This is a genomic window from Pseudomonas shirazensis, assembly GCF_014268785.2.
GTDB lineage: Bacteria > Pseudomonadota > Gammaproteobacteria > Pseudomonadales > Pseudomonadaceae > Aquipseudomonas > Aquipseudomonas shirazensis.
Genome location: NZ_JABWRD020000002.1, coordinates 736,507 through 763,124, shown reverse-complemented (window position 1 = coordinate 763,124; position 26,618 = coordinate 736,507). Strand labels below are relative to the sequence as shown.

27 protein-coding genes are annotated in these 26,618 nt (G+C 63.9%); 6 read left to right on the top strand and 21 right to left on the bottom strand.

What is annotated here, in order from left to right; translation table 11 throughout:
- Positions 1-67: 67 nt before the first annotated feature.
- A complete protein-coding gene (locus tag HU736_RS14800; protein WP_186700632.1) occupies positions 68-433 on the bottom strand; it encodes a hypothetical protein in 366 nt (121 codons plus the stop codon).
- A gap of 326 nt (positions 434-759) precedes the next feature.
- On the opposite strand from HU736_RS14800, the gene HU736_RS14795 reads away from it, so the two are divergent.
- Complete coding sequence (locus tag HU736_RS14795) at positions 760-2,823, top strand: AsmA family protein (protein ID WP_186700631.1); 2,064 nt, start codon at positions 760-762, stop codon at positions 2,821-2,823.
- Between the two features lie 60 nt (positions 2,824-2,883).
- Here HU736_RS14795 and HU736_RS14790 read toward each other — a convergent pair whose 3' ends face one another.
- Positions 2,884-3,414, bottom strand: coding sequence for a ferritin-like domain-containing protein (locus HU736_RS14790; RefSeq protein ID WP_101316002.1), 531 nt, complete (start codon positions 3,412-3,414; stop codon positions 2,884-2,886).
- A 43-nt stretch (positions 3,415-3,457) separates the two neighbouring features.
- Positions 3,458-3,799, bottom strand: a complete 342-nt coding sequence (gene osmE, locus HU736_RS14785) for an osmotically-inducible lipoprotein OsmE (protein WP_101316004.1) — start codon at positions 3,797-3,799, stop codon at positions 3,458-3,460.
- Positions 3,800-3,922: 123 nt separating this feature from the next.
- Between osmE and HU736_RS14780 the strand changes: the two genes are divergently transcribed.
- The 3 genes from HU736_RS14780 (at position 3,923) to HU736_RS14770 (ending at position 6,243) form a co-directional block, all read left to right on the top strand.
- Entirely contained in the window at positions 3,923-4,813 is an 891-nt protein-coding gene (locus tag HU736_RS14780; RefSeq protein ID WP_186700630.1) for an esterase/lipase family protein, read from the top strand.
- 78 nt (positions 4,814-4,891) lie between these two features.
- Positions 4,892-5,164 (top strand): PsiF family protein, encoded by a 273-nt coding sequence (locus tag HU736_RS14775; protein ID WP_101316008.1) that lies wholly within the window; start codon positions 4,892-4,894, stop codon positions 5,162-5,164.
- Positions 5,165-5,235: 71 nt separating this feature from the next.
- Positions 5,236-6,243, top strand: coding sequence for an AI-2E family transporter (locus tag HU736_RS14770; RefSeq protein WP_186700629.1), 1,008 nt, complete (start codon positions 5,236-5,238; stop codon positions 6,241-6,243).
- Positions 6,244-6,390: 147 nt separating this feature from the next.
- Here the strand turns inward: HU736_RS14770 and HU736_RS14765 are convergent, their stop codons facing one another.
- Positions 6,391-7,662 carry an Hsp70 family protein gene (locus HU736_RS14765; protein ID WP_186700628.1) on the bottom strand — a complete coding sequence of 424 codons (1,272 nt, stop codon included), beginning with the start codon at positions 7,660-7,662 and terminating at the stop codon, positions 6,391-6,393.
- Between the two features lie 164 nt (positions 7,663-7,826).
- Here HU736_RS14765 and cbpA point away from each other — a divergent pair, with 164 nt between their 5' ends.
- Complete coding sequence (gene cbpA / locus HU736_RS14760) at positions 7,827-8,789, top strand: curved DNA-binding protein (RefSeq protein ID WP_186700627.1); 963 nt, start codon at positions 7,827-7,829, stop codon at positions 8,787-8,789.
- Between the two features lie 2 nt (positions 8,790-8,791).
- The gene (locus tag HU736_RS14755) at positions 8,792-9,097 is read left to right on the top strand and encodes a chaperone modulator CbpM (protein WP_103435878.1); all 306 of its coding nucleotides are present in this window, start codon (positions 8,792-8,794) and stop codon (positions 9,095-9,097) included.
- A gap of 73 nt (positions 9,098-9,170) precedes the next feature.
- On the opposite strand, the gene HU736_RS14750 is transcribed toward HU736_RS14755, so the two are convergent.
- The 17 genes from HU736_RS14750 to cbiE form a co-directional block, all read right to left on the bottom strand.
- Positions 9,171-9,680, bottom strand: a complete 510-nt coding sequence (locus tag HU736_RS14750) for a GNAT family N-acetyltransferase (RefSeq protein ID WP_186700625.1) — start codon at positions 9,678-9,680, stop codon at positions 9,171-9,173.
- A 31-nt stretch (positions 9,681-9,711) separates the two neighbouring features.
- On the bottom strand, positions 9,712-10,410 hold the full coding sequence (urtE, locus tag HU736_RS14745) for an urea ABC transporter ATP-binding subunit UrtE (RefSeq protein WP_103435880.1): 699 nt from the start codon (positions 10,408-10,410) through the stop codon (positions 9,712-9,714).
- A gap of 50 nt (positions 10,411-10,460) precedes the next feature.
- Entirely contained in the window at positions 10,461-11,318 is an 858-nt protein-coding gene (urtD, locus tag HU736_RS14740) for an urea ABC transporter ATP-binding protein UrtD (protein WP_186700623.1), read from the bottom strand.
- Positions 11,315-12,394, bottom strand: coding sequence for an urea ABC transporter permease subunit UrtC (urtC, locus tag HU736_RS14735; RefSeq protein ID WP_103435882.1), 1,080 nt, complete (start codon positions 12,392-12,394; stop codon positions 11,315-11,317). The genes urtD and urtC overlap by 4 nt, the downstream gene beginning before the upstream one ends.
- The gene (gene urtB / locus HU736_RS14730) at positions 12,394-13,881 is read right to left on the bottom strand and encodes an urea ABC transporter permease subunit UrtB (protein ID WP_186700621.1); all 1,488 of its coding nucleotides are present in this window, start codon (positions 13,879-13,881) and stop codon (positions 12,394-12,396) included. The genes urtC and urtB overlap by 1 nt, the downstream gene beginning before the upstream one ends.
- Before the next feature lie 166 nt (positions 13,882-14,047).
- Complete coding sequence (urtA, locus tag HU736_RS14725) at positions 14,048-15,313, bottom strand: urea ABC transporter substrate-binding protein (RefSeq protein WP_186700619.1); 1,266 nt, start codon at positions 15,311-15,313, stop codon at positions 14,048-14,050.
- Positions 15,314-15,509: 196 nt separating this feature from the next.
- On the bottom strand, positions 15,510-16,913 hold the full coding sequence (cycA, locus tag HU736_RS14720) for a D-serine/D-alanine/glycine transporter (RefSeq protein ID WP_186700617.1): 1,404 nt from the start codon (positions 16,911-16,913) through the stop codon (positions 15,510-15,512).
- Between the two features lie 135 nt (positions 16,914-17,048).
- A complete protein-coding gene (locus tag HU736_RS14715; protein ID WP_186700616.1) occupies positions 17,049-18,413 on the bottom strand; it encodes a PepSY-associated TM helix domain-containing protein in 1,365 nt (454 codons plus the stop codon).
- Positions 18,414-18,462: 49 nt separating this feature from the next.
- The gene (locus HU736_RS14710) at positions 18,463-20,526 is read right to left on the bottom strand and encodes a TonB-dependent copper receptor (RefSeq protein WP_186700614.1); all 2,064 of its coding nucleotides are present in this window, start codon (positions 20,524-20,526) and stop codon (positions 18,463-18,465) included.
- Between the two features lie 66 nt (positions 20,527-20,592).
- Complete coding sequence (locus HU736_RS14705) at positions 20,593-21,045, bottom strand: DUF2946 domain-containing protein (RefSeq protein WP_258035195.1); 453 nt, start codon at positions 21,043-21,045, stop codon at positions 20,593-20,595.
- A gap of 24 nt (positions 21,046-21,069) precedes the next feature.
- Positions 21,070-21,552 (bottom strand): copper chaperone PCu(A)C, encoded by a 483-nt coding sequence (locus HU736_RS14700; RefSeq protein ID WP_186700612.1) that lies wholly within the window; start codon positions 21,550-21,552, stop codon positions 21,070-21,072.
- A gap of 48 nt (positions 21,553-21,600) precedes the next feature.
- Complete coding sequence (locus HU736_RS14695) at positions 21,601-21,990, bottom strand: DUF2946 domain-containing protein (RefSeq protein WP_101316039.1); 390 nt, start codon at positions 21,988-21,990, stop codon at positions 21,601-21,603.
- Between the two features lie 134 nt (positions 21,991-22,124).
- On the bottom strand, positions 22,125-22,976 hold the full coding sequence (locus HU736_RS14690; protein WP_101316041.1) for an SPFH domain-containing protein: 852 nt from the start codon (positions 22,974-22,976) through the stop codon (positions 22,125-22,127).
- A 25-nt stretch (positions 22,977-23,001) separates the two neighbouring features.
- On the bottom strand, positions 23,002-23,439 hold the full coding sequence (locus HU736_RS14685) for an NfeD family protein (RefSeq protein WP_103435889.1): 438 nt from the start codon (positions 23,437-23,439) through the stop codon (positions 23,002-23,004).
- Between the two features lie 127 nt (positions 23,440-23,566).
- Positions 23,567-24,286 (bottom strand): cobalt-precorrin-6A reductase, encoded by a 720-nt coding sequence (locus tag HU736_RS14680; protein ID WP_186700610.1) that lies wholly within the window; start codon positions 24,284-24,286, stop codon positions 23,567-23,569.
- The gene (locus HU736_RS14675) at positions 24,283-25,377 is read right to left on the bottom strand and encodes a cobalt-precorrin-5B (C(1))-methyltransferase (RefSeq protein WP_150571355.1); all 1,095 of its coding nucleotides are present in this window, start codon (positions 25,375-25,377) and stop codon (positions 24,283-24,285) included. Before HU736_RS14675 ends, HU736_RS14680 begins: the two co-directional genes overlap by 4 nt.
- Complete coding sequence (gene cbiE, locus HU736_RS14670; RefSeq protein ID WP_186700608.1) at positions 25,370-26,581, bottom strand: precorrin-6y C5,15-methyltransferase (decarboxylating) subunit CbiE; 1,212 nt, start codon at positions 26,579-26,581, stop codon at positions 25,370-25,372. Before cbiE ends, HU736_RS14675 begins: the two co-directional genes overlap by 8 nt.
- Positions 26,582-26,618: the final 37 nt, after the last annotated feature.

Sequence of the window (26,618 nt, the reverse complement as noted above, 5' to 3'; positions counted from 1 at the left end):
GGTCAATGGACCGGGCTTGGAGGGTAGCAGGAGCAGTATCGAGGATCGACCTTTTCTGCCATGGCAATCAGCTCACACGGCTGAGTTCAAGCAGACGATCCGAGCCACCTTCGGCTACTCGGCCACTGCGCTCGATCAGGCGGTCCGAGCCGCCTTCAGCGACGCGGCCAGTGCGCTCGATGAGTCGATCCGAGCCACCTTCGGCGACGCGGCCACTGCGTTCGATCAGGCGATCAGAGCCGCCTTCAGCTACGCGGTCAGTACGTTCGATCAAACGATCCGAGCCACCTTCGGCAAGGGTATTCAGGGCTTGCACGGCGGCCGCGTCGCTGGAGCGCGATTCGGCGGTCAGGTGCTGCTCCTGACCAGGCAAGGCGAAGGCACTGGTGGCCGCGATGGACAGGGCAAGGCTAAGCAATAATTGGCGTTTCATGATCAGGGCGCTCCTCTGGAGGGCTGGAAAGTGGGTACGAAGCCAATGCTACCCGCCGCACCGCCAGAGAAAAGTTCATAAGGATAATGGTAACAATCGACAGGATTGATACTGTTGCAACAGCGGCTCTAGCCCGAGTATTTCGGCGCCGCGCGCATGCCAACGAGCAGCTTGGTAACCAGTCAGTCTCACGGCAAAGCTGATGAGTTCGACAGAAAATTCTTGGCTAGAATGCGCCATGGATTAAACCCAGCGGCTTTTCATCAGTCCACTCGTTAGTGTCACCGTCGTGGCGCCATGAGCCATGCAGTCAGGAGAATCACGCAATGACGCGCCCCGCCAGAATCATCACCTGGACCCTCGCCACACTGATCACCTTGCTGGCGATCCTGGTGGTGGTGATCGCCACCTTCGACTGGAACCGCGCCAAGCCGCTGCTCAACGAGAAAGTCTCGGCCGCCTTGCAGCGACCGTTCGCCATCAACGGCAACCTCGCCGTCAAATGGCGCACCGAGCCTGAAGAAGGCGGCTGGCGCGCCTGGGTGCCGTGGCCGCACTTCATTGCCGAGGACCTGACCCTGGGCAACCCGGAGTGGCTCAAACAGCCGGAGATGGTCGGCCTGGAGAAGGTCGAATTTCGTCTGTCACCGCTGCCGCTGATCTTTCAGCACATTGTCATCCCGCGCATCAACCTGACCAAACCCAATGCCAGCCTGACCCGCCTGGCCGATGGCCGCGCCAACTGGACGTTCGATTTCGGGCCAAAAGATGAAAACGCCGAACCGTCGAAATGGGTGTTGGATATCGGCGCCATCGGTTTTGATCAGGGCAATGTCAGCTACAACGACCAGATCCTCAAGGCCGACATGAAGGTGCAGATCGACCCGCTGGGCAAGCCAATCCCGTTCAGCGAGATCGTCGGCAAGGCCCGCGCCGAGAAGAGCGCCGGCGCCCAGGACTACGCCTTTGGCCTCAAGGCCAGCGGCCGCTACAAGGATCAGCCGGTGTCCGGCACTGGCAAGATCGGTGGCCTGCTGGCGCTGCAGGACGCCAGCCAGCCGTTCCCGTTGCAGGCCGACGTGCGTATTGCCGACACCCATGTGGTGGTCGCCGGCACCCTGACCGACCCGCGTAACCTGGGCGCGCTGGATCTGCGCCTGAAGCTGTCCGGCGCTAGCCTGGGCAACCTCTTTCCGCTGACTGGCGTGACCCTGCCGGACACACCTGCTTACTCCACCGACGGCCATCTGCTGGCCAACCTGCACGCTGCCGAGGGTGCGCGGTTCAGCTATCAAGGCTTCAACGGCAAGATCGGCGACAGCGACATTCATGGCGATCTGGCCTTTGTCGCGAGCAAGCCGCGGCCCAAACTGAACGGCAAGCTGGTCTCCAATCAACTGCTGTTCAAGGACCTTGCGCCGTTGATCGGCGCTGACTCCAACGCCGAGCAAAAGGCCCGTGGTGGTTCCAGTAAGCAGCCAGGCGACAAAGTGCTGCCGGTCGAAGAGTTTCGGACCGAGCGCTGGCGTGCAATGGATGCCGACGTCAGCTTCAGCGGCAAGCGCATCGTGCATAGCTCCAAGCTGCCGTTCAACGACCTGGCCGTGCACTTGATCCTCGATGACGGCCTGTTGCGCCTGCAGCCGCTGCGCTTTGGCGTGGCCGGTGGCAATCTCGCCGCCAACATCCGCCTGGATGGGCGTAACGTGCCGATGCAGGGCCGGGCCCGGCTGACCGCGCGTGGCTTCAAGCTCAAGGAGCTGTTCCCAGGTTTTGCGCCGATGCAGACCAGCTTTGGCCAGCTCAACGGCGATGCCGATATCAGCGGCCGAGGCAATTCGGTCGCGGCGCTGCTCGGCACCGCCAACGGCGACATGCGCATGCTGATCAACGATGGTGCGATCAGCCGCGAGCTGATGGAACTGGCCGGCCTCAACGTCGGTAACTATGTGGTCGGCAAATTGTTCGGCGACAAGGATGTGCAGATCAACTGCGCGGCCGCCGATGTCGGCATCAAGGACGGCCTGGCAAGCACGCGCGTGTTTGTCTTCGATACCGAGAACGCGATCATTTATGTCGATGGCACGGTCAACTTCGCCAGTGAACAGCTCGACCTGAAGATCACCCCGGAGTCCAAGGGCCTGCGCCTGTTCTCGCTGCGCTCGCCGCTGTATGTGCGCGGCAAGTTCGTCAAACCCAGCGCCGGTGTGCAAGCGCTGCCGCTGGCCCTGCGCGGCGCCGGCATGGTTGCCCTGGGCGTTGCGATTGGCCCGGCAGCAGGACTGCTGGCGCTGATTGCACCGGGTGACGGCGAGCAGAACCAATGCACGCCATTGCTCGAGCAAATGAAAGCCGGCAAGGCGCCGGCTGAGGTCAAGACGAAGAAGTAAGGCGGGTTCGTTATCTGTCTCTGCACCGCAGGTTGCGGGCAGAGGCCAGAGGCTAGCGAATCACAGACCCTTGAGCAGATCGGCCATGTCGTCGGCGTGCTCTTCTTCCTGGGCCAGGATGTCTTCGAAGATGCGCCGGGTGGTCGGGTCGCTCTCGCCGATGTACTGGATGATCTCGCGGTAGCTGTCGACCGCGATGCGTTCAGCCACCAGGTCTTCCAGCACCATCTCCTTGAGCGAGTTGCCCGCGACGTACTGCGCGTGGGAGTTCTTGCTCAGGTTGTCCGGGTTGAAGTCCGGCTCGCCGCCCAGCTGGACGATACGCTCGGCCAATTTGTCGGCGTGTTCGGCTTCCTGGGTGGCGTGCTCAAGGAACTCGTCAGCTGCTGCTGCCGCCTTGATCCCGCTGGCCATGAAGTAGTGGCGCTTGTAGCGCAGCACGCAGACCAGCTCGGTTGCCAGCGACTCGTTGAGCAGCTGGATGATCTTCTCGCGGTCGGCGCTATAGCCTTCGGTCACGGCGCCGTCTTCGACATGCTGGCGGGCGCGTTCGCGCAAGGTGTGTTTATCGGTCAGTTCAACGTTGCTCATGCTCATCTCCGAGATATCAGGGTGGTCAGGGCTTCAGGAAGACTCAGGCGCCAGTTGCGGCTTTCTTGTCTTCTTCGCGTTGTTTGCAGGTCTTGAAGCCTTTGGCATCGACATGGCCGGTGGCATCGAAGCGCACGTAGTAGGGCTGCTGATGGCCATCACGGTTGAGGATGTAGTCATTGCAGGTGCCGCCGTTGGGCAAGTCAATGACCATCGACGGGCTGCCACCGATGGCGATTACCTTCTGCATGGTCATGCCGTTCTCGACCTGCTTGACCAGCGGCTCGTCACGGTAGGTAACGTAATCCACCGGGTTTTCCGGACGGCTGCCGCACGCGGCCAGGGTTGCGCTGGCCAGAAGGATTGCCAAAGTCTGTTTGTACATGGTCCCGCTCCGTGCTCAGGGTGTGTGCAGGATTGGAACCACAGCGCGGCTCAGGAGTTCGATTGTGGCCGTCATCTACCTCGCGTTAGTGTTGGCGCACGGCCAAGCCCGAGGAGAACGGCAATGAAACAGGATCTGGCGACGCGATACCCCGTGGTGCTGGTGCCGGGCATGCTCGGTTTTGTCCGGCTGCTGGTTTATCCCTACTGGTTCGGCATCGTGTCGGCGCTGCGCCGCGGCGGTGCCAAGGTCTATCCTGTGCAGGTGTCGCCGCTGCATTCCAGCGAGGTGCGTGGCGAGCAGCTGTTGGCGATCATCGAAGACATCTGCCAGCGCAGCGGCGCCACCAAGGTCAACTTGATCGGCCACAGCCAGGGCGCACTCAGCGCGCGCTATGCCGCTGCCAAGCGGCCAGACCGGGTTGCCTCGGTGACGTCGGTGGCCGGGCCCAATCACGGCTCGGAGTTGGCCGACCACCTCGAACGCAAGGCGCCCGGCCACTCGCGCAAAGGGCGTGTGCTGCGCGCCGTGCTGCACGGCCTGGCGCGATTGATGGGCTGGCTGGAAACGGGCTGGCGCCGTGAGCGGCTGCCGATCGACGTGCACGCGTCGCATCAGTCGCTGACGTGCGCGGGTTTGGCGCTGTTCAACCAGGCTTATCCACAGGGCCTGCCGCAGGAATGGGGCGGCGAGGGCGCCTATGAGGTCAATGGCGTGCGCTATTACTCGTGGTCGGGCACGCTGCAGCCAGGCCTGACCGACCAGGGCCGCAACCGCTTTGACGGCAGCAACCGCTTCTGTCGCCTGTTCGCCCGCAGTTTTGTCCGTGAGAAAGGCCAGTGCGACGGCATGGTCGGGCGCAACAGCTCGCACCTGGGCCAGGTGTTGGGCGATGACCACCCGCTGGATCATCTGGACATCGTCAATCAGTCACTCGGTGCGGTGGGCAAGGGCGCCGAACCGGTGCGGCTGTTTACCGAGCACGCCGCGCGCTTGAAAGCCGCGGGGCTCTGATGGCGCTGGCACGCGGAAATAGTTGGCTACACTCAGGCTTGGATCCGTGCATTGGGCGCGGAACAAGGAGGCCACTCCATGAAGCGACTGCAAGCGCCATTGCTGGTATTGGGGATGTTGATCTGCGCGCAGGGCTTTGCCGCCACCGCCCAGCAGGAAAAGATGAAGAGCTGCAACGCCGATGCCACTGCGCAGACCCTCAAGGGCGATGAGCGCAAGGCATTCATGAGCAAGTGCCTGAAGGTCACCCAGCAGGAGAAAATGACCCGCTGCAACGCCACCGCCACCGAGAAGACCCTCAAGGGTGACGAGCGCAAAGCATTCATGAGTACCTGCCTGAAGAAGAAATGAGCTGTATCTATGTTTGCGCGCCGAACGCTGGCAGACTGCGATTCTTTTCTGCTGTCTGCCCCTGAGGCTGTATGACTTTCACCCCTCGCCAGGTCACCCTGGCCAGCTGGATCATCGTCTTTGCCGGCCTGTTGCTGGCCCTGCCGCTGAAGTTGTTGCCAAGCCTGCTCGCCGGCCTGCTGGTGTTCGAACTGGTCAATATGCTTACCCCACGGCTACAGCCGATCATTGCCGGGCAGCGCGCGCGCTGGCTGGCGGTGGCGTTGCTGGGCACGCTGGTGGTGATCAGCCTGACGTTGCTGATTGCGGGCGCGTTCAGCTTCTTGCTGCATGAAGCGGAGAACCCTGGCGCCTCGCTGGACAAGTTCATGCTGCTGGTGGAGCAGGCGCGCAGCCAGTTGCCGCCGTTCATCGAAAGCTACCTGCCGGCCAGTGCGGCCGAGTTCAAGGTGGCGATTGGCGAATGGCTGAGAAGCCACCTCGGTGAGTTGCAGCTGGTTGGCAAGGGCATGGCGCACATGTTCGTCACCCTGCTGATCGGGATGATCCTCGGTGCCATCGTTGCCTTGCAGCGCATCCCCGATATCTCCCGGCGCAAGCCACTGGCAGCGGCGATGTTTGAACGGCTGGCGCTGCTGGTGCAGGCGTTTCGCAATATCGTTTTCGCCCAGATCAAGATCTCGCTGCTCAACACCTTCTTCACCGGGATCTTCCTCGCAGTGGTGCTGCCGCTGTTCGGCGTACACCTGCCGCTGACCAAGACCTTGATCGTGCTGACCTTCCTGCTCGGCCTGCTGCCGGTGATCGGCAACCTGATGTCGAACACGCTGATCACCATCGTCGGCTTGTCGCTGTCGATCTGGGTGGCGTTGGCGGCGCTGGGCTATCTGATCGTTATCCACAAGGTCGAGTACTTCCTCAACGCGCGGATCGTCGGCGGCCAGATCAGGGCCAAGTCGTGGGAGTTGCTGCTGGCTATGCTGCTGTTCGAGGCCGCGTTCGGCTTGCCGGGTGTGGTGGCCGGGCCGATCTATTATGCGTATCTGAAAAGTGAGCTGCGCCGCGCTGAGTTGGTGTGAGGCAGAGATTTTGGGGGCGCTTTGCGCCCCTTTCGCGACACAAGGCTGCTCTTACGGGAAGTAGGCGGTTTCTGTAGGAGCGGCCTCGTGTCGCGAAAGGGCTGCAAAGCAGCCCCCCAGGCCCTCAAATCAAACGCTAGCAACGGCTCACACCGCGCCATAACGCTTGCGCGCCTCAATCGCCAGGCCGCTGCCGATGCTGCCGAAGATATTGCCTTCGACGTGGCGGGCATTGGGCAGCATCGCTGCGACGCTGTTGCGCAGCGCCGGGATGCCGCTGGAGCCGCCGGTGAAGAACACCGTGTCGACCTGGCTCTCAGTGACGCCAGCCTTGTTCAGCAATTCGCTGACGCTGCCACGGACCCGTTGCAGCAGGCTGCCAATGGCGTCTTCGAACAACGCGCGGGTCAGCTCGACGGTCAGTTCCGGTTCGACCCGGCGCATGTCGATCTGGCGGCTGGGCTGGTCGGTCAGCTCGATCTTGCTGGCCTCGATCTCCATCGCCAGCCAGTGCCCGGCACGCTGCTCGATCAGCTTGAACAGGCGATCGATGCCCAGCGCGTCTTCGATGTCATAGCGCATGTTGCCCAGCGCCAGCTGCGATTTCTGCGAATACACGGCGTTGATGGTGTGCCAGGTGGCCAGGTTCAAGTGGTAGCTGGTCGGCATCAGCGCGCCGCTCTTCATCTTGCTGCCGTAGCCGAACAGCGGCATCACGCCTTGCAGGCTCAACTGCTTGTCGAAGTCGGTACCGCCAATGTGCACACCGCCGGTGGCGAGAATGTCACTCTGGCGCTCGGCCAGATGGTGGCGATCGGGCGACAGGCGGATCAGGGTGAAGTCGGAGGTACCACCGCCGATATCGACGATCAGTACCAGCTCTTCGCGGCTGATGCCGGACTCGTAGTCGAAGGCCGCAGCAATTGGCTCGTACTGGAACGACACGTCCTTGAAACCGATCTTGCGCGCTACGTCGGCGAGGGTGTCTTCGGCTTCCTGGTCGGCCGCCGGGTCATCGTCGACGAAGAACACCGGGCGGCCCAGCACGACTTGCTCGAAGCTGCGGTCGGCGTCAGCTTCGGCGCGTTTTTTCAGCTCGCCGATGAACATCCCGAGCAGGTCCTTGAACGGCAGGGCAGTGCCGAGCACGCTGGTGTCATGCTTGATCAGCTTGGAACCGAGCAGGCTTTTGAGCGAGCGCATCAGGCGCCCTTCGTAACCTTCGAGGTATTCGTGCAGGGCCAGGCGGCCGTACACCGGGCGACGCTCTTCGATATTGAAGAACACCACCGAGGGCAAGGTGATCTTGCCTTGCTCGAGGGCGATCAGCGACTCGGCACCAGGGCGGTGCCAGCCGACCGTGGAGTTGGAGGTGCCAAAATCGATGCCCAGGGCACGGGCCGGGGATACGTCGGACATGGACAATTTACTTCCGGAGGCAAAACGGCCGCGCAGTTTATGCCCTTTGCCAGCAGAATCAAGACCAGTCGTCTGCTCCACGGCAACCCCAAACCGCCCTTGAAAGGCTATGCTTGGTCCCTATCTTCAGATGCAACATGCAAATTCACACTGGTGATCCATAGATGGACTTCAAAGACTATTACAAGATACTCGGCGTAGAGCCCACCGCGGACGACAAGGCGATCAAGGCCGCGTACCGCAAGCTGGCCCGCAAGTATCACCCCGATGTCAGCAAGGAGCGCGACGCCGAGGACAAGTTCAAAGAGGCCAACGAGGCCTACGAAGTGCTTGGTGACGCGCAGAAACGCGCTGAATTCGACGAGATCCGCAAGTATGGCGGCCAGCACGGCCGGCCGTTCCAGGCCCCGCCCGGCTGGCAGGGTCGTGGCGCTGGCGCGGACAATGGTTTCGAAGGCGGCGACTTCTCCGACTTCTTCAGCTCGATCTTTGGCGCACGTGGCGGCAGCCCGTTCGGACGCGGACAGCAGCAACAGCAACGCAGTGCGGGCAGACGAGGGCAAGACGTGGAACTGGAGCTGGCGGTTTTCCTTGAGGAAACCCTGAACAAAGAGTCCAAGCAGATCAGCTTCCAGATCCCGCAGACCAACGCCGCCGGGCAGCGCACCGGGTTCACCACCAAGACCCTCAACGTCAAGATCCCGGCCGGGGTCACCGACGGTGAGCGCATCCGCCTCAAGGGCCAGGGTGCGCCAGGGGTTGGCGGTGGTGCCAATGGCGACCTGTTCCTGACCATTCGCATGGCGCCGCATCCGCTGTTCGATGTCGAAGGCCATGACCTGATCATCACTGTGCCGCTGGCGCCGTGGGAAGCTGCGCTGGGCACCAAGGTCGCGGTACCGACCCTGACCGGCAAGATCAACCTGACCATCCGCCCCGACAGCCAGAGCGGCCAGCGCCTGCGCGTCAAAGGCATGGGCTTGAGCAACAAGCATGGCGAGCGCGGTGATCTGTACGCGCAATTGAAGGTGGTCATGCCGACCCAGTCGGACGACGCCACCCGTGAACTGTGGGCCAAGCTTGCCGAGAAGGCCGCGTTCAACCCGAGGACTCAATGGAGTAGTTGATCATGAGCAGCACCCTGATCGTTCAACTGGACATGCGCACCCTCTGCCAGGAAGCCGATATCACGGCTGACTGGGTGATCGAAATCGTCGAGCACGGCATTGTTGAACCGTCAGGACGAACGCCGGAAGACTGGCTGTTCGACGACCGCGCGCCGGTAACGCTCAAGCGCGCGGTCAAGCTGCATCAGGAACTGGAACTGGAGTGGGAAGGCGTGGCGCTGGCGCTGGAGTTGCTGGAAGAAGTGCAGCACCTGCGCAGCGAGAACACCATGCTGCGCCAGCGCTTGGGGCGGTTTACCCAGATGTGATCCGCCGCAGGACGCCAGGCTGGCGCGAAACCTGTAGCGGCCTTGCCGGTCCGGCGCTCCGGCAAGGCCGCTCCTACGGATGCGCGGGGTCCAGTAGCAATTGCATGAAGGTCAGATCCAGCCAGCGGCCAAACTTGATGCCGACCTGCGGCATCTGCCCGGTCACGACAAACCCCAACCGTTCATGCAGCCGCACCGACGCTGCATTGCCGCTCTCGATCGCGGCCACCATCACATGCTTGCCGCTCTCACGCGCACGCTCGATCAATGCCGCCATCAGCAACGGCCCGAGGCCCTTGCCGCGTTGATCATCGCGCACATACACCGAATGCTCGACGGTGTGCCGAAAACCCTCGAATGGGCGCCAGTCGCCAAACGATGCATAGCCCAGCACGCCGCTGTCATCGGCCACCACCAGGATCGGATAGCCCTGCTCGGCCCGCGCCGCAAACCAGGCCTGGCGGTTGGCCAGGTCCACCGGGGTCTCGTTCCAGATCGCCGTGGTATTGCGCACGGCATCGTTGTAGATGGCGAGAATGCCCGGTACATCAGCAGCCTGGGCATCGCGAATGGGGTAGCTCATGACGACGTCTCGCAGAAGGATTGCCTGCAGATTAAATGGTTACCAACCCGCGCACACCTTCAGCCTGCATGTTTTCGCCACGGCCCTGCTGGATGATCTCGCCGCGGGCCATCACCAGGTACTGGTCGGCAAGCTCCTCGGCAAAGTCATAGAACTGCTCGACCAGCAAAATGGCCATGTCGCCGCGGTCGGCCAGCTTGCGAATCACCGCGCCGATTTCCTTGATCACCGACGGCTGGATGCCTTCGGTAGGCTCGTCGAGGATCAACAAGCGTGGCCGGCTGGCCAGGGCACGACCGATGGCCAGCTGCTGTTGCTGGCCGCCGGACAAGTCACCGCCACGGCGCTGCTTCATCTGCTCAAGTACCGGGAACAGCTCATAGATGAACGCCGGCACTTCCCGCGCCTCACGGGCCGGGAAACGTGACAGGCCCATCAGCAGGTTTTCTTCAACGGTCAGTCGGGCAAAGATCTCCCGCCCCTGTGGCACATAAGCGATGCCGGCATGCACCCGCTGCTGCGGCTTGAGCGTGGTGATCGGCTGGTCTTCCCAGTGCACGCTGCCTTCCCGCGCCGGCACCAGCCCCATCAAACAGCGCAGCAAGGTAGTCTTGCCTACCCCATTGCGCCCGAGCAGACAGGTGACTTCACCGACCTTGGCCTCGAATGACAGGCCACGCAGGATATGGCTTCCGCCGTAGTACTGATGCAGGGTATCGATTTTCAGCATGTGCAAATCCTTGAGCGCAATGGTTGGCGCGGTCTGTTGGCAAACAACGATCAGCGGCCCAGGTAAACCTCGATCACCCGCTCATCCGCCTGCACCTGCTCCAGCGAGCCTTCGGCCAGCACGCTGCCTTGGTGCAGCACGGTGACGTGGTCGGCGATGCTGCCGACAAAACCCATGTCGTGCTCCACCACCATCAGCGAATGGCTGCGCGCGAGGCCCTTGAACAGCTCGGCAGTGAATTCGGTTTCGGCGTCGGTCATGCCTGCCACCGGCTCATCGAGCAGCAACAGTTGCGGCTCCTGCACCAACAGCATGCCGATTTCCAGAAACTGTTTTTGCCCGTGCGACAGCAGCCCGGCCTGGCGCTGGGCCAAGGGCAGCAGGCGCAACTGGGTCAACACTGAGTCGATGCGCTCGCGCTGCTCGGATGACAGCCGCGAGGCCAGGCTAGCCCATACCGACTTGTCGGTCTTGAGCGCCAGTTCGAGGTTTTCATAGACGGTCAGCGCCTCGAACACCGTCGGCTTCTGGAACTTGCGACCTATGCCGGCCTGGGCGATCTGGTATTCGCTCATGCGGGTCAGGTCGAGGGTGTCGCCGAAAAACGCCGTGCCGGTGTCCGGGCGGGTCTTGCCGGTGATCACGTCCATCATGGTGGTCTTGCCGGCACCATTGGGGCCGATGATGCAGCGCAGCTCGCCAACCCCGATGTACAGGTTCAGCGCATTGAGCGCCTTGAAACCATCGAAGCTGACGCTGATGTCTTCCAGGCTCAGCACCGTGCCGTGGCGCACATCCAGGCCTTTGCCGCGGCGCTGGCCGAGACCGATCGCATCGCGCCCGGCGCCGATCTGGTCGAATACCGGTTCGAGCATGAATTCAGGGTGTACCGGTGGGATGCCTCTCATGGCTGGTTCCTTTTCTTCAACAGGCCGACCACGCCTTTGGGCAGGTACAGGGTGACGATGATGAACAGCGCGCCGAGGAAGAACAGCCAGAACTCCGGGAAGGCCACGGTGAACCAGCTCTTCATGCCATTGACCAGGCCCGCTCCGAGCAGTGGCCCGATCAACGTGCCGCGTCCGCCCAGTGCTACCCATACGGCAGCCTCGATGGAGTTGGTCGGCGACATTTCACTGGGGTTGATGATGCCCACCTGCGGTACGTACAACGCCCCGGCCAGGCCGCACAGTACGGCGCTGAGCACCCACACCAGCAGCTTGAAACCGCGCGGGTCATAGCCGCAGAACATCAGCCGGTTTTCCGCATCACGCAGTGCCGTCAGCAGGCGGCCGAACTTGCTCTGGGTCAGCCGCCAGCACAGGTACAGGCTGGCCAGCAGCAGGCCGACGGTGAGCAGGAACAACACCGCCCGGGTGCCTTGCGCGGCGACGTCGAAGCCGGCAATGGTGCGGAAGTTGGTGAAGCCGTTGTTGCCGCCAAAGCCGGTTTCGTTACGGAAGAACAGCAGCATGCCGGCAAACGTCAGTGCCTGGGTCATGATCGAAAAGTACACGCCCTTGATCCGTGAGCGGAAGGCGAACCAACCGAACACCAGCGCGAGCAGGCCCGGCGCCAGCACTACCAGGCACAGTGCCCAGGCGAGATGCTGGGTGCCGGCCCAGAACCATGGCAGCTCGGTCCACGACAGAAAGGTCATGAATGCCGGCAGGCCGTCACCCGCCGCCTGGCGCATCAGGTACATGCCCATGGCGTAGCCGCCGAGGGCGAAGAACAGTCCATGCCCCAGCGAAAGCATGCCGGCGTAGCCCCACACCAGGTCCAGCGCCAGCGCGACAATGGCGTAACAAAGGATCTTGCCGACCAGCGTCAGGGTGTAGGCCGAGACCTGCAACGAGTGCTCTGCGGGTAGCAGCGACAACAGCGGCAAGGCCAGCAAAAGCAGGACAACAATGATGCCGATGGCCAGCGACAGGCGCGGCCCGGCTTTTTGTGCGGCGGTGACAAGCAGTGGCTGGTTCATCAGTCGATTACCCGTCCCTTGAGAGCGAACAAGCCTTGCGGGCGCTTCTGAATGAACAGGATGATCAGCGCAAGGATAAGGATCTTGCCCAGCACCGCACCGATCTGCGGCTCGAGCAGTTTGTTGGCGATGCCCAGGCCAAACGCGGCCCACAGCGTGCCGGCAAGCTGGCCGACGCCACCGAGTACCACCACCAGGAACGAGTCGATGATGTAGCTCTGGCCAAGGTCCGGGCCGACGTTGCCGACCTGGCTCAGGGCCACCCCACCAAGGCCGGCAATGCCCGAGCCCAGGCCGAAGGCGAGCATGTCGACGCGGCCAGTTGAGACCCCGCAGCAGGCAGCCATGTTGCGGTTCTGGGTTACCGCGCGCACGTTCAGGCCCAGCCGGGTGCGGTTGAGCAGCAGCCAGGTGAGCAGCACCACCGCCAGGGCAAAGCCGATGATCACCATGCGGTTATAGGGCAGTACCAGATTCGGCAGCACTTGAATGCCGCCAGACAGCCACGCCGGGTTGGCCACCTCGACGTTCTGCGCGCCGAACAGCAGGCGGATCGCCTGGATCAGGATCAGGCTGATGCCCCAGGTCGCCAGCAGGGTTTCCAGTGGGCGGCCGTACAGATGGCGGATCACCGTGCGTTCCAGCGCCATGCCGATCCCGGCACTGACGGCAAACGCCACCGGCAGGGCGATCAGCGGGTAGAACTCGATGGCGCCGGGCGCATAGCGCTGCAGCAGCACCTGGACCATGTAGGTGCTGTAGGCGCCGAGCATGAGCATCTCGCCGTGGGCCATGTTGATCACCCCAAGCAGGCCGAAGGTGATCGCCAGGCCCAGTGCTGCCAGCAGCAGGATCGAGCCCAGCGACAGGCCGCTGAAGGCCTGCCCGAGCAGTTCACCGATCAGCAGCTTGCGCTTGACCTGGGCCAGGCTGGTTTCGGCGGCGGTGCGTACGCCGGCATCGCTTTCGACGCCGGGCTGCAGCAGGGTTTCGAGACGAGTACGGGCCAGTGGGTCGCCGGTTTCGCCGAGCAGGCGCACGGCCGCGAGGCGTACCGAGGGCTCGCTGGCGACCAGTTGCAGGTTGGCCAGGGCCAACGCCAGGGCGGCCTGCACGGCTGGGTCTGGCTCGTTGGCGAAGCGTCGGTCGAGGAATGCCATCTGTGCCGGCTGGGCGCTGCGTTGCAGTTCGCCCGCTGCGGCCAGGCGTAGCTTGGCGTCGTCGCTCAGCAGTTGATGACTGGCCAGGGCATTGTCGATCAGGCCACGCAGGCGGTTGTTCAGGCGCAGTTTGCGGGTGTCGTCGGCGGCAATCCGGCCTTGTTTCAGCGCGGTCAGCAGCGCCAGCCGCGCAGGCTCTGGCTGGGCTGCCCAGTCCTGTAGCAGGCGGGCCTGGTCTGCAGCCTTGGCAGCGTAGAAGAGGTCGCCCTCGCTGGCCTGGGTTGCCAGCGGCAGCAGCAGGAGCAGGGCGAGCAGGAATCTGAGCATTGGTTGATCCTGTTGTGTCAGGGGGAGGCGAGGGCTGCGCCCTCGATCGCGACACAAGGCCGCTCCTACAGGTACAGCGCAATGCGAGGCCAGCGCGGTCCTTGTCGGAGCGGCCTCGCCGGGGCGCCGGACCGGTCGGAAAGGGCCGCAGAGCGGCCCCCGTCACTTAGTTACCCTTCACCGCATAATCCGGACGCTTGTCGTTGCCAGGAATGAACGGGCTCCACGGCTGCGCAGGCAGGGGCTGCTCAGTCTCCCAGACCACACTGAACTGACCGTCATCCTGGATCTCGCCGATCATTACCGGCTTGTGCAGGTGGTGGTTGGTCTTGTCCATGGCCAGGGTGTAGCCCGACGGCGCGGCAAAGGTCTGCCCGGCCAGCGCTTCGCGGACCTTGTCGACATCGGTGGACTTGGCCTTCTCGACCGCCTGCGCCCACATATTGATACCCACATAGGTGGCTTCCATCGGGTCGTTGGTCACCGCCTTGTCGGCGCCCGGCAGATTTTTTGCCTTGGCGTAGGCCTTCCAGTCCGCGACGAACTTCTGGTTGACCGGGTTATCCACCGACTCGAAGTAGTTCCACGCCGCCAGGTGGCCGACCAGCGGCTTGGTGTCGATACCGCGCAGCTCTTCTTCGCCCACCGAGAACGCCACTACCGGTACGTCGGTGGCCTTCAGGCCCTGGTTGGCCAGTTCTTTGTAGAACGGCACGTTGGAGTCGCCGTTGACGGTGGAGATCACCGCGGTCTTGCCGCCGGCAGAGAACTTCTTGATGTTGGCGACAATGGTCTGGTAATCAGCGTGGCCGAACGGCGTGTACACCTCTTCGATGTCCTTGTCGGCCACACCTTTGCTGTGCAGGAAGGCCCGCAGAATCTTGTTGGTGGTGCGCGGGTAGACATAGTCGGTGCCGAGCAGGAAGAAGCGCTTGGCGCTGCCGCCGTCTTCGCTCATCACGTACTCCACCGCCGGGATCGCTTGCTGGTTAGGCGCCGCGCCGGTGTAGAAGACGTTTGGCGACATCTCTTCACCTTCGTACTGCACCGGGTAGAACAGCAGCCCATTGAGCTCCTCGAACACCGGCAGCACCGACTTGCGCGACACCGACGTCCAGCAGCCGAACACCACCGCGACCTTGTCCTGGGTCAGCAACTGGCGGCTTTTCTCTGCGAACAGCGGCCAGTTCGAGGCCGGGTCGACCACCACCGCTTCGAGCATCTTGCCATTGACCCCGCCCTTGGCGTTGATCTGCTCGATGGTCATCAACGCCATGTCCTTGAGCGAGGTCTCGGAAATGGCCATGGTCCCCGACAGCGAATGCAGGATGCCGACCTTGATGGTCTCGGCGGCCTGGATACTCCAGCTCAGGCCCATCGCCGCAATCGATGCGCTAAGGGTAAAGGCCTTGATCAGACTGCGACGCTTCATGTGCTCTCTCCGCTGAGTTTTATTGTGCTGTTGGCGACACTGCAGGAGACATTGCAAGCGCTGTGCCCGCTTTTTGGACACGGCCAAAGCCCCGGTTTTCGGGGCTTTGCGGGGGAAGGGTGGGGTTGCTGGGTCCAGCTTGGTGCTGGCGCCCGAGGCGTGCACGGTATTGGGGCCGCTGGGCGGCCCCAAGCAGTCAGCGGTCCATTGCAGCCCGCGGCTGGCGCTTGCTGCGCACGAACTGGTAGGTCACTGCCAGCAGCAGGAACCAGATCGGCGTCACTATCAGCGCCGAGCGGGTGTCGGCCTCAAGGCTGAGCAGCACCAGAATGGCGGCGAAGAACACCAGGCACACGTAGCACATGAAGCGCCCGCCGGGCATCTTGTAGATCGAGCTTTGATGCAGCGCCGGGCGCTGGCTGCGGTACTTCAGGTACGACAGCAGGATCAGCGTCCAGACGAACATGAACAGCACCGCCGACACCGTGGTCACCAGGGTGAAGGCTTCGATCACGTTAGGCACCAGGTAGATCAACACCGCGCCCAGCAGCAGGCAGGCGCAGGAGAAGAACAGGCCGTTGGCCGGGACCGCGCGGCGCGAGAGCTTCTCGAAGGCCTTCGGTGCATCGCCTTCCTGGGCCAGACCGAACAGCATGCGGCTGGTGGAGAACACGCCGCTGTTGGCCGACGAGGCGGCCGAGGTCAGCACCACGAAATTGATGATGCTGGCCGCCGCAGGCAGGCCGGCGAGGACGAACAGCTCGACGAACGGGCTCTTGCCCGGGACCACGTCGCGCCACGGCGTGACTGCCATGATCGCGATCAGGGCCAGCACGTAGAAGACGATGATGCGGATCGGGATCGAGTTGATCGCCCGCGGCAGGGTACGCTCCGGGTCTTTCGCTTCGGCGGCGGTGGTGCCGACCAGCTCGATACCGACAAAGGCGAACACGGCGATCTGGAAGCCTGCAAAGAAGCCCATCAGGCCATGGGGGAACATGCCGTCATCGTTCCACAGGTTGGCCAGCTGCGCAGTGCTGCCAGAGGGCGACTGGAAGCCGGTGATGACCATATACAGGCCAGTGGCGACCAGGCCGAGGATGGCGACGATCTTGATCAGGGCGAACCAGAATTCCATCTCGCCGAACATCTTCACCGTCACCAGATTCAGCGACAGCAGCAGCGCCACGCAGCTCAGCGCCGGTATCCACTGCGGCAGGTCAGGGAACCAGAACTGGGTGTAGGCGGCGATCGCGACCACGTCGGCGATACCGGTGACGACCCAGCAGAACCAGTAGGTCCAGCCGGTGAAGTAACCGGCCCAGGGCCCGAGCAGGTCGGCCGAGAAGTCGATGAAGGACTTGTAGTTGAGGTTCGACAGCAGCAGCTCGCCCATCGCCCGCATGACGAAGAACAGCATGAAACCGATGATCATGTAGACGAAGATGATCGACGGGCCAGCAAGGCTGATGGTCTTGCCCGAGCCCATGAACAGGCCGGTGCCGATGGCGCCACCGATGGCGATAAGCTGAATGTGGCGGTTGCTCAGGTTGCGTTGCAGATGCTGATCATCTGGCTCGGGGGTGGAGGTCACGGTCATTGGCTGCATTCCATTATTGGTTCAGTCTTTTTTTGCTAGCCGAGTAGGCTAACACGCCCGTTCCAGATCGGGGCGTGACAGATCGACACGAGTATTGCAGTGCAGGCTGGGGCTGCGCAGCAGCCCCAGCAAATTTCAAACGCTGACCACCGCCCGCCGCCGCACCACGCAGCGATCGACCACCCACATCACCAGCATCGACGCCCCTACCAGCGGAAACGCGACGCCCAACACCAGCATCACCACCGTCGCCGTCTTCCAGCGCGGCAAATCATGGCGCAACGGCGGCACCCCCAGGCCACCCTCGGGCCGGCGCTTCCACCACATCACCAGACCGCTCACCGAGCCGAGCAGAATCATCAGGCACACCAGCAAGATCACGATCTGGTTGAGCGCGCCAAACATCTTGCCTTCATGCAGCATCACGCCCAGTTCAGTAGCACGGGCGACCGGGCTGTAATCCTGCCAGCGCACATCGGCCAGCACCTGGCCGGTGTACTGGTCGACATGCAGGGTGGCGTCGTTGCGGGGATCATCAGCAAACACCGCAATGGTAAACACGCCATCGGCGGTGGTCGGCAGGGTGATGCTGTAGCCGGGCTCGACCTGGCGGCTGCTGGCAATGTCCTCGACCTGCTGCAAGCTGACCTGCGGCGCCGCTGGCTTGCTCGACATCATATGGTGCCCGGCGTGTTCGGCATGGGCGCCCGACTGCGGCATCGGCGTGTTCTCCATCGCCCAGGGCACGGTCTGCCGATGCGCCTGGTTGAGCACCCGCGCCTGCTGGTCCGACTTGGGCACGTCATTCCACATCGCCGCCGGGAAGCGGTTCCACAGATCGGCATACTGCTTGCCCCACATGCCAGTCCAGGTCATGCCGCTGAGCAGCATCAGCAGCAACAGCGCCGATCCCCAGAAGCCGCTGACCGCATGCAGGTCGCGCCACAGCAGCCTGCCGCGCGCGGCAAAGCGCGGCCAGAGCACGCCGGCACTGCTGCGCCCGCGCGGCCACCACAGGTACAGCCCCGACACCACCAGCACAATGCCCCAGCCAGCGGCCAGTTCCACCAGCCGGTCGCCGACGGTGCCGACCATCAACTCGCCATGCAGGGCACGGGCGATGGCCTGCAGGTTCTGCTTGGCGTCCTGCTCGCCGAGCACCTTGGCGTTGTACGGATCGACGAACACGTTCAGCTCACGGCCGCCGTCATGCACCACGAATTGCGCGCTGCGCTCGCTGTTCAGCGGCGGCAGGTACTGGCCGACGTGGCCCTGTGGATAAGCCTGCTGAACCTGCGCCAGAAGCGCGTCGGCGGTTTGGCGATGGTGGCCGGCTTCGACCACCATCAGCTCGCGGTACATCAGCGGGTCGAGCTGTGGCTTGAACAGGTAGATGATCCCGGTGAGCGCCAGCAGAATCATGAATGGCGCAACGAACAGCCCGGCATAGAAGTGCCAGCGCCAGGCCAGGTTGTAGAAGGAAATACGCGGTCCGCCCATGGAACCTCCCATCAGAGGGGCGCGGTCATGGCCGCGCCCGTTGTAATTGTCAGAAGCTGAGATCGACTTTGGTCCAGAAGGTCCGGCCAGGTTCAGGCACCGGCTGCGGATCGTTCGCCGGGTATCCAAAACCGGCGTTGCCGGCCAGGTTCAGGTGCTCGGCGTAAGCCTTGTCGAACAGGTTGTCGACGCCGGCGCTGAGCTTGAAATTGCGCGAGACCTTGTAGGCGCCGTTGAGCGAGAACACGCCAAAGCCTGCGCTTTTTTGATAATCCTTGCCGACCACATTGCCCTGATTTTCAGCGACGCGGTTCTGCGCCGAGACCAACCGCCACAACGCCCCGGTGCTCCAGTTGTCCTGGCTGTAGGTCAGGCCCAGGCGGCTTTCCAGTGGCGGCATCTGCGGCAGTGCCTTGCCGTCGCTGCTGTTTTTGCCCCAAGCGTAAGCCAGGGTCGCATCGGCCTTCCAGTTTTCCGACAGCTTGTACTCCGCGCCCAGCTCGCCGCCCATGATCCGCGCATCGATGTTCTGCGCCTGGGTGGTGCTCATGCCCATCATGCCGGTCTGGTAATCGAACAGGATGTAGTCGCGGATCTGCCCGACATAGCCCGAGGCCCAGGCTTCCAGGCGTTCGTCACGGTACTGGATGCCGAAATCGAGCTGGGTGGTTTTTTCCGGCTTGATCGCGTCGAAGGCGTTGCGTGTGCCGGCCGGGCCGTCGGCCGAGAACAGCTCCCAGTAATCCGGGAAGCGTTGCGCATGGCCAACGCCAATGTAGGTGGTGGCCGACAGCGCGCTGAGGTCATGCTCATAGCGGACAAAGCCGCTGGGCAGGGTATCGGCGCGAGTGTTGCCGGCGGTGGCCTGGTCGCCGCGCAGATCGCGCGCCGAAGCGCGGTCAAGGCGGGCGCCGCTGATCAATCGGTCTTCGCCGCTCGCGTACCAAGTCAACTCGGCGAACGCGCCGTAGTTGTGGAACTCGGCATCCTTGCTCCACGGCTGGCCACGGTGTGCGTCGACGCCCATGCCGCTGCGCTGGCGGTGCTCGCTGCTTTGCGCATCGATACCGCTGATCAACTGCACATCGGCCCAACGCCAGGTGGCCTTGATCCGTGCGCCGAGAGTGCGCCGGTCGACGTTGGCGACCATCGGCATGCCCATCATGCCGCTGCCGGACGGGGTGCGCAGGCTGTAGTTGTCCATCACGTGGTCGGCGTAGTTGTAATAGACCTGCGCTTCGATCTTGTCGAGGACCTCGCCGAGGTCGGATTTTTCGAAGCGCAGGCCCAGGCTTTCGCGCTTGAACTGCGAGCCGTCCATGCCGCGCCCGGCGTAACGGGCTTCGCCGTCACCTTTGCCGGCGGTGAGCTCGAGCAGGGTGTCGGCATCCGGCGTCCAGCCGAGGCTGACGTCGCCGTTCCACTTGTCCCACCGCGACGGCACGCTGTCGCCGTTGCCGTCGCGGTAGTCATCCGAGCGTGACTGGTTGCCGACGAAGCGCGCATACGCCTCGCTATTGCCGGCGGCGACATCGAGCAGCTTGTCGAAGCGGCCATTGGAGCCGGCCAGCAGGCTGGCGTTGACTCGGCTGCCAAGCTCGCCGAACTGCTCCGGCTCGCGTTCGAAGAGGATCGTCCCGGCCGAGCCGCCGGGGCCCCAGATCACACTTTGCGGGCCTTTGATCACGGTAAGGCGATCGTAGGTTTCCGGCGAGATGTACGAGGTTGGCGCGTCCATCCGGTTGGGGCAGGCGCCGAGCATCTGGCCGCCATTGGTGAGGATGTTCAGGCGCGAGCCGAACATGCCGCGCAGCACCGGATCGCCATTGGTGCCGCCAGCGCGGATCGCCGAGAAGCCGGGGATGGTCTTCAGGTAGTCGGCACCATCACTGGCCGGCACTGGTTGGCGCGGGTCCTTGGGGTTGGTGACGATGGTCAGCGGCGAGCTGGGGGCGACGGCGGTGATTACCGTCGGGCTCAGCTCGGCGACGTCGTGGTCGTGGCCAACATGGCCGCTGTCGGCGGCGATAGCCAAGGGGCTCAGCAGCGAGCCGCAGAGCACGGCGATAGTGCCGCGCAGGGAAAGGGTGAAAACGGGGATGCAGCCGGACATAGTGATTCCAGTCGATCAGTCGAATATGAGCGCACAGCCTCCTGGCTGCGTGCGGTCAATGGATGTTCAGACGTAGATAGACTGGGCAGGTGGCGCCCGGCTGCGGGCGCCGGGGAAAATTGCCTGGCGCGCGTGGCCGTGGCGGGTGACGCTTGGCGGGGGCGGGGCAGGTGGAACGCGGCTGGCGTTGAGCGGGCTGAAGCTCTGCGGCAGCGCCGGGCAGTTGAACAGCAGGGTGCAATAGCCGCACTTGGCCCACAGCGCGTGCAGCTCGGCGTCATCGCTGTGGTTGTGGTGTTGCTTGCTGTCGGCGTGGGCATGGCTGGCGGGCATGGGCATGTTCATGGCCATGTCGCTGGACATGCTCATGCTCATGCCCGTGTGGTGCTCCATCGGCATCGACTGAGAAATCAGCGGCCCGATGAAGATCATCCACATGGCAAACAGGCTCAGCCAGCCGCCACCGGCGCGCCTGCGAGCAGGGCGGGTGGTACGGCGGTGGCTGTGTTTGCCCAGCACGTTCACGGCTGCGCCTGTCAGCGGTCAGTGCGCGTGTTGCTGTTCCGGCTGGTCGGCCGGCGGCTGCTTCTGGACAGCCACTTGCACGGTGATGTCCCCGGCTTTTTCGAAGTGCAGGGTCAGCGGGAAGCGCTTGCCGTCGGTGAGCAGGCTGCGGTCGTTGGGCTGCATCAGCATCACGTGGTAGGCGCTCGGGGCGAACAGCAGGTCCTTGCCGGCGGGGATGGTCACGCCGTCGACCTGCTGCATTTTCATCAGGCCTGCTGCGTTCATGGCGTGCTCATGCAGCTGCGCGTCATCACTGATCGGGCTGTCGACGCTGAGCAGGCGGTCGTCGCTGCTGCCACTGTTGTGCACGGTGAAATACGCCGCCACGTTGGGCGCATTGGGCGGCAGCTGCAGTGACCACGGGTGGGCGATGTGCAGGTCACCCTGAGTGTATTCATGGGCATTGGCGAATGCGCCAGGCAGCAACAGGGCGGCCACGACGAGGGCTTGCTTGAGCATGGGTAAATCTCCGATCTGGACAGGTTCAGGACGCGGGGCGGCTGTAACTCAGGTCAGAGGAGAGGCGCGCGGATTGAGCGCAGGCCATAACTGGCGCGGCGTCGGTTGGTAGCTGGCAAGAATGCTCGCAGTGCCGTTGTCCATGGCGACAGGGCTGTGCAACTGCGGCGGATGCCCAGGCAAGGCCAGCAGCGTCAGGCCGCCTGAGCAGCACCAGCAATGCTGCATGCTCGCGTGCTCGTCGCCTTGCGGTCCGAGGTCGATCTTGGCCAGCGCCTGCACTGCCGGCGTGGGCTTGACGCCCATGCTGGAGCAGAACGCCCCCCACAGCAGCTGCTCGGCCGCGCTTTTCGGCGCAGCGGAAGACAGCGGCATGGCCAGCAGATTGAACAGCACTGCAAGGCAGGCGATCCAGGCGATGGGCCGACGTGGGGGCATGGAGAGATCCGGTCAGGAATCGTGGTGGCCATTGTAAGGCGCAGTATAGGTAAAAATACCCCGGTGCGGTGAAGTGCCGCAGCTGCGCCTGTGCAATGGCCGCCCAGCCCTGACCTAAGCGGGGCGGCGGTGTATCAGGCCTTGCGCCCGAGCAGCCCGCGCACTGTTTCTTGCAGGTCGGCCGGTAACACCACGATCTTGGAATTGTTGCTCGCAGCGAGGGTTTCCATCGCACCGATGTAACGCTCGCCAAGCAGGTACATGGCCGGAGTGGTCTCGCTGCCGACCGCCTCGCGCACCAGGGTAATCGCTCGGGCCGAGGCTTCGGCCAGGTTGATCTGCGCTTCTGCGTCGAGCCGAGCCGACTGCAGGCGCGCTTCGGCTTCCAGTACGGCCGCTTGCTTGGCACCCTCGGCGCGGGTCACGTCGGCTTTACGCTCACGCTCTGCGGCGGCCTGACGTTCCATCGCCAGCTGCATGTTCGGCGACGGCTTGATGTCCTGGATTTCTACCGAGCGCACGGTCACGCCCCAGTCTTCGGTTTGCTCGGACATCGCTTCGCGCAGGCGCGCCTTGATCTGCTCGCGGCTGGACAGCGCTTCGTCGAGGTCCATGGCACCGACGATCGCCCGCAGCGAGGTCATGGTCAGGCTGGTTACGGCAAACGAGAAGTTCTGCACGCCGTAGGAGGCCTTCTGCGGGTCGATCACCTTGGCGAAACACAGTGCGTTGGCGACGATGACGGCGTTGTCCTTGGTGATGATTTCCTGTTGCTGGACATCAAGGATGATGTCTTTGGTCGGCAGGCGATAGGCAACCACGTCCATGTACGGGATGAGGATGTTCAGGCCGGGCTTGAGCGTGCTGTGGTAGCGGCCCAGGCGCTCGACGATCCACTCTTCGCCCTGGGGCACGATGCGCACCCCTTTGAATACGGTGATCAGAACAAACAGTGCCAGGCAGGCGACGACGATTAGGCTGGTCATGGTGCAGCGTCCTTTAAGTACGGATTCAGGCCCGGGTGATCCGGGCGGTGTTGCCTTCGATGGCGGTCAGGCGCACGCGCTCGCCGGCGGCGATGTCACTGTCGGCGATGCACACCCATTCCTCGTTGCCGAGGATCGGCTTCTGGAAGCGCACCCGGCCCTTCTGAAACTCCGAGACGGCCACGGTAAGCAGGCCGACCTCGCCGATCACGCTGTCGGCAGTCCAGCGCACGTCGGGTTTTTTTCGGCGAAACAGCTTGAACCAGAGCAGGGTAGTGGCCGACGAGAACAGCACCCACAGCACCACCTGGCTGTCCAGTTGCAGGCTGGGTGCGATCAGGGCGATCAGCGCCACCAGCACGGCGCCGATGCCGAACCAGAGAATGAAGAACGTGGGCAGGACCAGTTCAAGCAGGATCAGGGCAACGCCGAAGACGAGCCAGATCCACCATTGCATTTCCATATGGGTGGCCTTCCAGGAGGGGAATGCGCAGTTTACGGCAGATGGCCGGATGGCGGCCATTAAGCCGGTTCCTAAAGCTGTGCAGGAAATTTCTCTACCAGTCCGCCCGCTGGCGCCAGCAGCGCGATCAAAGCCCCAGCGCGGCCAGCAAGGTGTCTACCTGAGCAAATTCACGATCCACTGTCGGTAGTAGTGGGCGCTTGAGCACCAGCACCGGTATGCCCAGCTCGCGGGCGACCTCAAGCTTGGGCTCGGTGGCGACGCTGCCGCTGTTCTTGCTGATCAGCACGTCGATCTGGCGGCGGGCGAACAATGCGTGCTCATCCGCCAGGGCGAACGGCCCGCGGGCGGCGATGACTTCGCAGCGGTCATTGCCCGGGTAGCTATCGAGGGCACGCAAGGTCCAGAACTGCTGCTCGGGTATTTCGTGCAGATGCGCCAGGGGCTCGCGGCCCAGCGTGAACAGTGGCCGGGCAAACGGCGAGAGGGCCGTGACCAGCTCGGCCCAGTCCGCCACCTCACGCCAGTCATCTCCCGGCTGGGGCTGCCAGGCCGGGCGGCGCAGTGCCCAGCAGGCCACACCGGCACTGCGCGCAGCCTGCGCGGCATTGGCGCTGATTTGCGCCGCGTAGGGATGGGTCGCGTCGATCAGCAAGCTGATGCCGGCTTCGCGCAGGTACTGCGCCAGGCCCTCGGCGCCACCATAGCCGCCGACCCGTAGCCGGCAGGGCAGATCTTGCGGCACGCGGCCGACGCCGGCCAGACTGTAGACATGCTGCGGGCCCAGCCGCCGGGCAATGGCCAAGGCTTCGGTAACACCGCCAAGCAGCAGAATCCGCTCGCTCATTGCACACCCGCCCGGCCGACGATGCCGCCCTGGCGGTCGATGGCAAACACCTCGACCTGCACCTGCGCCGGCACCACGCTGCAGGCAAAGGCGCGGGCATGGGCACACACTGCGTCGCCCAGCGCGATGCCTGCTGCATGCGCCAGGGCCAGCGCCTGCTGGCTGGTATTGGCGGTGATGATCGCCTGCTGCAGCGACTGATCGGCGCCCAGCGCTTGAGCCCAACCGGCCAACTGCGGCAGGTCGATACTGGAATGACGGCTGTGCAGGTCCATGTTGCCTGCAGCCAGCTTGCTGATCTTGCCGAAACCGCCGCACAGGCTCAGGCGCGCCATCGGCACCTTGCGCAGGTGCTTGAGCACCGCACCGACAAAGTCGCCCATCTCGATCAGGGCGATTTCCGGCAGGTTGTAGACCCGGCGCATGGTGTCTTCGCTGGCATTGCCGGTGCAGGCAGCGACATGCGTGTAGCCGTTGCTGTGGGCGACATCGATGCCTTGCTGGATCGAGGCGATGTAGGCCGCGCAGGAGAACGGCCGGACGATACCACTGGTGCCGAGAATCGACAGACCGCCGAGAATGCCCAGGCGTGGGTTCATGGTTTTCAGGGCCAACTGATCACCGTCACGCACGTTCACCGTGACCTCGAAACCGCCGCTGTAGCCACAGTCGTTGGCCAGTTGCTGCAGGTGCTCGCTGATCATCCGTCGCGGTACCGGGTTGATGGCCGGCTCGCCGACCGCCAGCACCAGTCCGGGCCGGGTTACGGTGCCGACACCGACACCCGCGACAAAACGTACGCCGGGCGTGGCGAGCAGGCGCACCTGGCTGTAGAGCAGGGCGCCGTGTGTCACGTCGGGGTCGTCGCCGGCGTCCTTCAAGGTGCCGGCCTCGGCGCAGTCGCCGTTACGCCTGCAGAACTCCAGGCGCATCTGCACCACCTTGCCCTTGGGCAGGGTGATGTGCACCGCGTCGGCGTCGACACCGCTCAGCAGCAGACGTGCGGCGGCGAGGCTGGTTGCCGTGGCGCAGCTGCCGGTGGTCAGGCCGCTGCGTAGGGGCGCGGGTTGTTCGCGGGTTTCCTCACGCATCCAGGGCTTTCACTACGTCGAGCAAGGTGATCGGCAAGGCCTGGCGCCAGGTGTCGAAGTTGCCCAGCGGTTGCGTGTGGGCAATGTGGATGCGGGTCAGCTCGCCGCCGTGCGCTTCGCGAAACTGGGCAAGGGCCATTTCGCTTTGCAGGGTGACGGCATTGGCTACCAGCCGGCCACCGGGGCGCAGGCGCTCCCAGCACAGGGCGAGCATGCCTTCGCCGGTGACGCCGCCACCAATGAAGATCGCGTCGGGCCGCTCCAGTTCGGCCAGCGCCTGCGGGGCCTTGCCGCGGATCAGGCGCAGCCCCGGCACGCCAAGCGCGTCGCGGTTGTGCTCGATCAACGCTTGCCGGCCTGCATCGGCTTCGATCGCCAGGGTGCGGCAGCTGGGGTGGGCGCGCATCCACTCGATGCCGATCGAGCCACACCCAGCGCCGACATCCCACAACAGCGCGCCGGGTTGCGGTGCCAGGCGGGCGAGGGTGATCGCGCGAACATCGCGCTTGGTCAGCTGGCCGTCGTGTTCGAAGGCCGAGTCCGGTAAGCCGGCAGCAGGTGACAAGCGCGGTGTGTCCGCTGCAGCCTGGCATTCGATGGCGACCACATTCAACGCAGCCAGCTGACCGTGTGGCCAGTCTTCGGCCGTGCCTTGCACATGACGTTCCTGCGGCCCTCCAAGGTGCTCGAACACCTGCAAGCGGCTCGGGCCGAAGCCTTTGTCGCGCAGCAGCGCAGCGATCTGTGCCGGGCTGTCGCCATCGTTGCTCAGCACCAGCAGGCGCAAGCCGGTGTAGCAGTAGGCGTTGAGTGCGGCCAGCGGGCGGGCGACCAGCGACACGATCTGCACCTCCTGCAATGGCCAGCCCAGGCGCGCAGCGGCCAGGGCGCAGGACGATGGCGCCGACAGAACCTGCAACTGCTCGGCTGGCACCTGCCGCGCCAGGCTGGCGCCGACGCCGAAGAACATCGGGTCGCCGCTGGCCAGTACGCATACCGGCTCGCCGCGCAGCGCCAGCACCGGTTCCAGGCTGAACGGGCTCGACCAGGGCAGTTGCTCGGCGCTGACACAGTGCGGCAACAGCGCCAGCTGGCGCGGGCTACCGAAGATCCGCGAAGCCGCCAGCAGGGCACGCCGGGCAGGTTTGCCCAGGCCGCTGAAACCGTCTTCACCGATACCTACAACTGTCAGCCAGGGGGCCATCTGCTTCCTCATCAAGCTTGAGTGGGCCACAACGGCC

Coding starts and splice junctions, on each gene's coding strand:
- HU736_RS14800 (WP_186700632.1), bottom strand. CDS start 433: ATGAAACGCCAATTATTGCTTAGCCTTGCCCTGTCCATCGCGGCCACC.
- HU736_RS14795 (WP_186700631.1), top strand. CDS start 760: ATGACGCGCCCCGCCAGAATCATCACCTGGACCCTCGCCACACTGATC.
- HU736_RS14790 (WP_101316002.1), bottom strand. CDS start 3,414: ATGAGCAACGTTGAACTGACCGATAAACACACCTTGCGCGAACGCGCC.
- osmE (WP_101316004.1), bottom strand. CDS start 3,799: ATGTACAAACAGACTTTGGCAATCCTTCTGGCCAGCGCAACCCTGGCC.
- HU736_RS14780 (WP_186700630.1), top strand. CDS start 3,923: ATGAAACAGGATCTGGCGACGCGATACCCCGTGGTGCTGGTGCCGGGC.
- HU736_RS14775 (WP_101316008.1), top strand. CDS start 4,892: ATGAAGCGACTGCAAGCGCCATTGCTGGTATTGGGGATGTTGATCTGC.
- HU736_RS14770 (WP_186700629.1), top strand. CDS start 5,236: ATGACTTTCACCCCTCGCCAGGTCACCCTGGCCAGCTGGATCATCGTC.
- HU736_RS14765 (WP_186700628.1), bottom strand. CDS start 7,662: ATGTCCGACGTATCCCCGGCCCGTGCCCTGGGCATCGATTTTGGCACC.
- cbpA (WP_186700627.1), top strand. CDS start 7,827: ATGGACTTCAAAGACTATTACAAGATACTCGGCGTAGAGCCCACCGCG.
- HU736_RS14755 (WP_103435878.1), top strand. CDS start 8,792: ATGAGCAGCACCCTGATCGTTCAACTGGACATGCGCACCCTCTGCCAG.
- HU736_RS14750 (WP_186700625.1), bottom strand. CDS start 9,680: ATGAGCTACCCCATTCGCGATGCCCAGGCTGCTGATGTACCGGGCATT.
- urtE (WP_103435880.1), bottom strand. CDS start 10,410: ATGCTGAAAATCGATACCCTGCATCAGTACTACGGCGGAAGCCATATC.
- urtD (WP_186700623.1), bottom strand. CDS start 11,318: ATGAGAGGCATCCCACCGGTACACCCTGAATTCATGCTCGAACCGGTA.
- urtC (WP_103435882.1), bottom strand. CDS start 12,394: ATGAACCAGCCACTGCTTGTCACCGCCGCACAAAAAGCCGGGCCGCGC.
- urtB (WP_186700621.1), bottom strand. CDS start 13,881: ATGCTCAGATTCCTGCTCGCCCTGCTCCTGCTGCTGCCGCTGGCAACC.
- urtA (WP_186700619.1), bottom strand. CDS start 15,313: ATGAAGCGTCGCAGTCTGATCAAGGCCTTTACCCTTAGCGCATCGATT.
- cycA (WP_186700617.1), bottom strand. CDS start 16,913: ATGACCGTGACCTCCACCCCCGAGCCAGATGATCAGCATCTGCAACGC.
- HU736_RS14715 (WP_186700616.1), bottom strand. CDS start 18,413: ATGGGCGGACCGCGTATTTCCTTCTACAACCTGGCCTGGCGCTGGCAC.
- HU736_RS14710 (WP_186700614.1), bottom strand. CDS start 20,526: ATGTCCGGCTGCATCCCCGTTTTCACCCTTTCCCTGCGCGGCACTATC.
- HU736_RS14700 (WP_186700612.1), bottom strand. CDS start 21,552: ATGCTCAAGCAAGCCCTCGTCGTGGCCGCCCTGTTGCTGCCTGGCGCA.
- HU736_RS14695 (WP_101316039.1), bottom strand. CDS start 21,990: ATGCCCCCACGTCGGCCCATCGCCTGGATCGCCTGCCTTGCAGTGCTG.
- HU736_RS14690 (WP_101316041.1), bottom strand. CDS start 22,976: ATGACCAGCCTAATCGTCGTCGCCTGCCTGGCACTGTTTGTTCTGATC.
- HU736_RS14685 (WP_103435889.1), bottom strand. CDS start 23,439: ATGGAAATGCAATGGTGGATCTGGCTCGTCTTCGGCGTTGCCCTGATC.
- HU736_RS14680 (WP_186700610.1), bottom strand. CDS start 24,286: ATGAGCGAGCGGATTCTGCTGCTTGGCGGTGTTACCGAAGCCTTGGCC.
- HU736_RS14675 (WP_150571355.1), bottom strand. CDS start 25,377: ATGCGTGAGGAAACCCGCGAACAACCCGCGCCCCTACGCAGCGGCCTG.
- cbiE (WP_186700608.1), bottom strand. CDS start 26,581: ATGGCCCCCTGGCTGACAGTTGTAGGTATCGGTGAAGACGGTTTCAGC.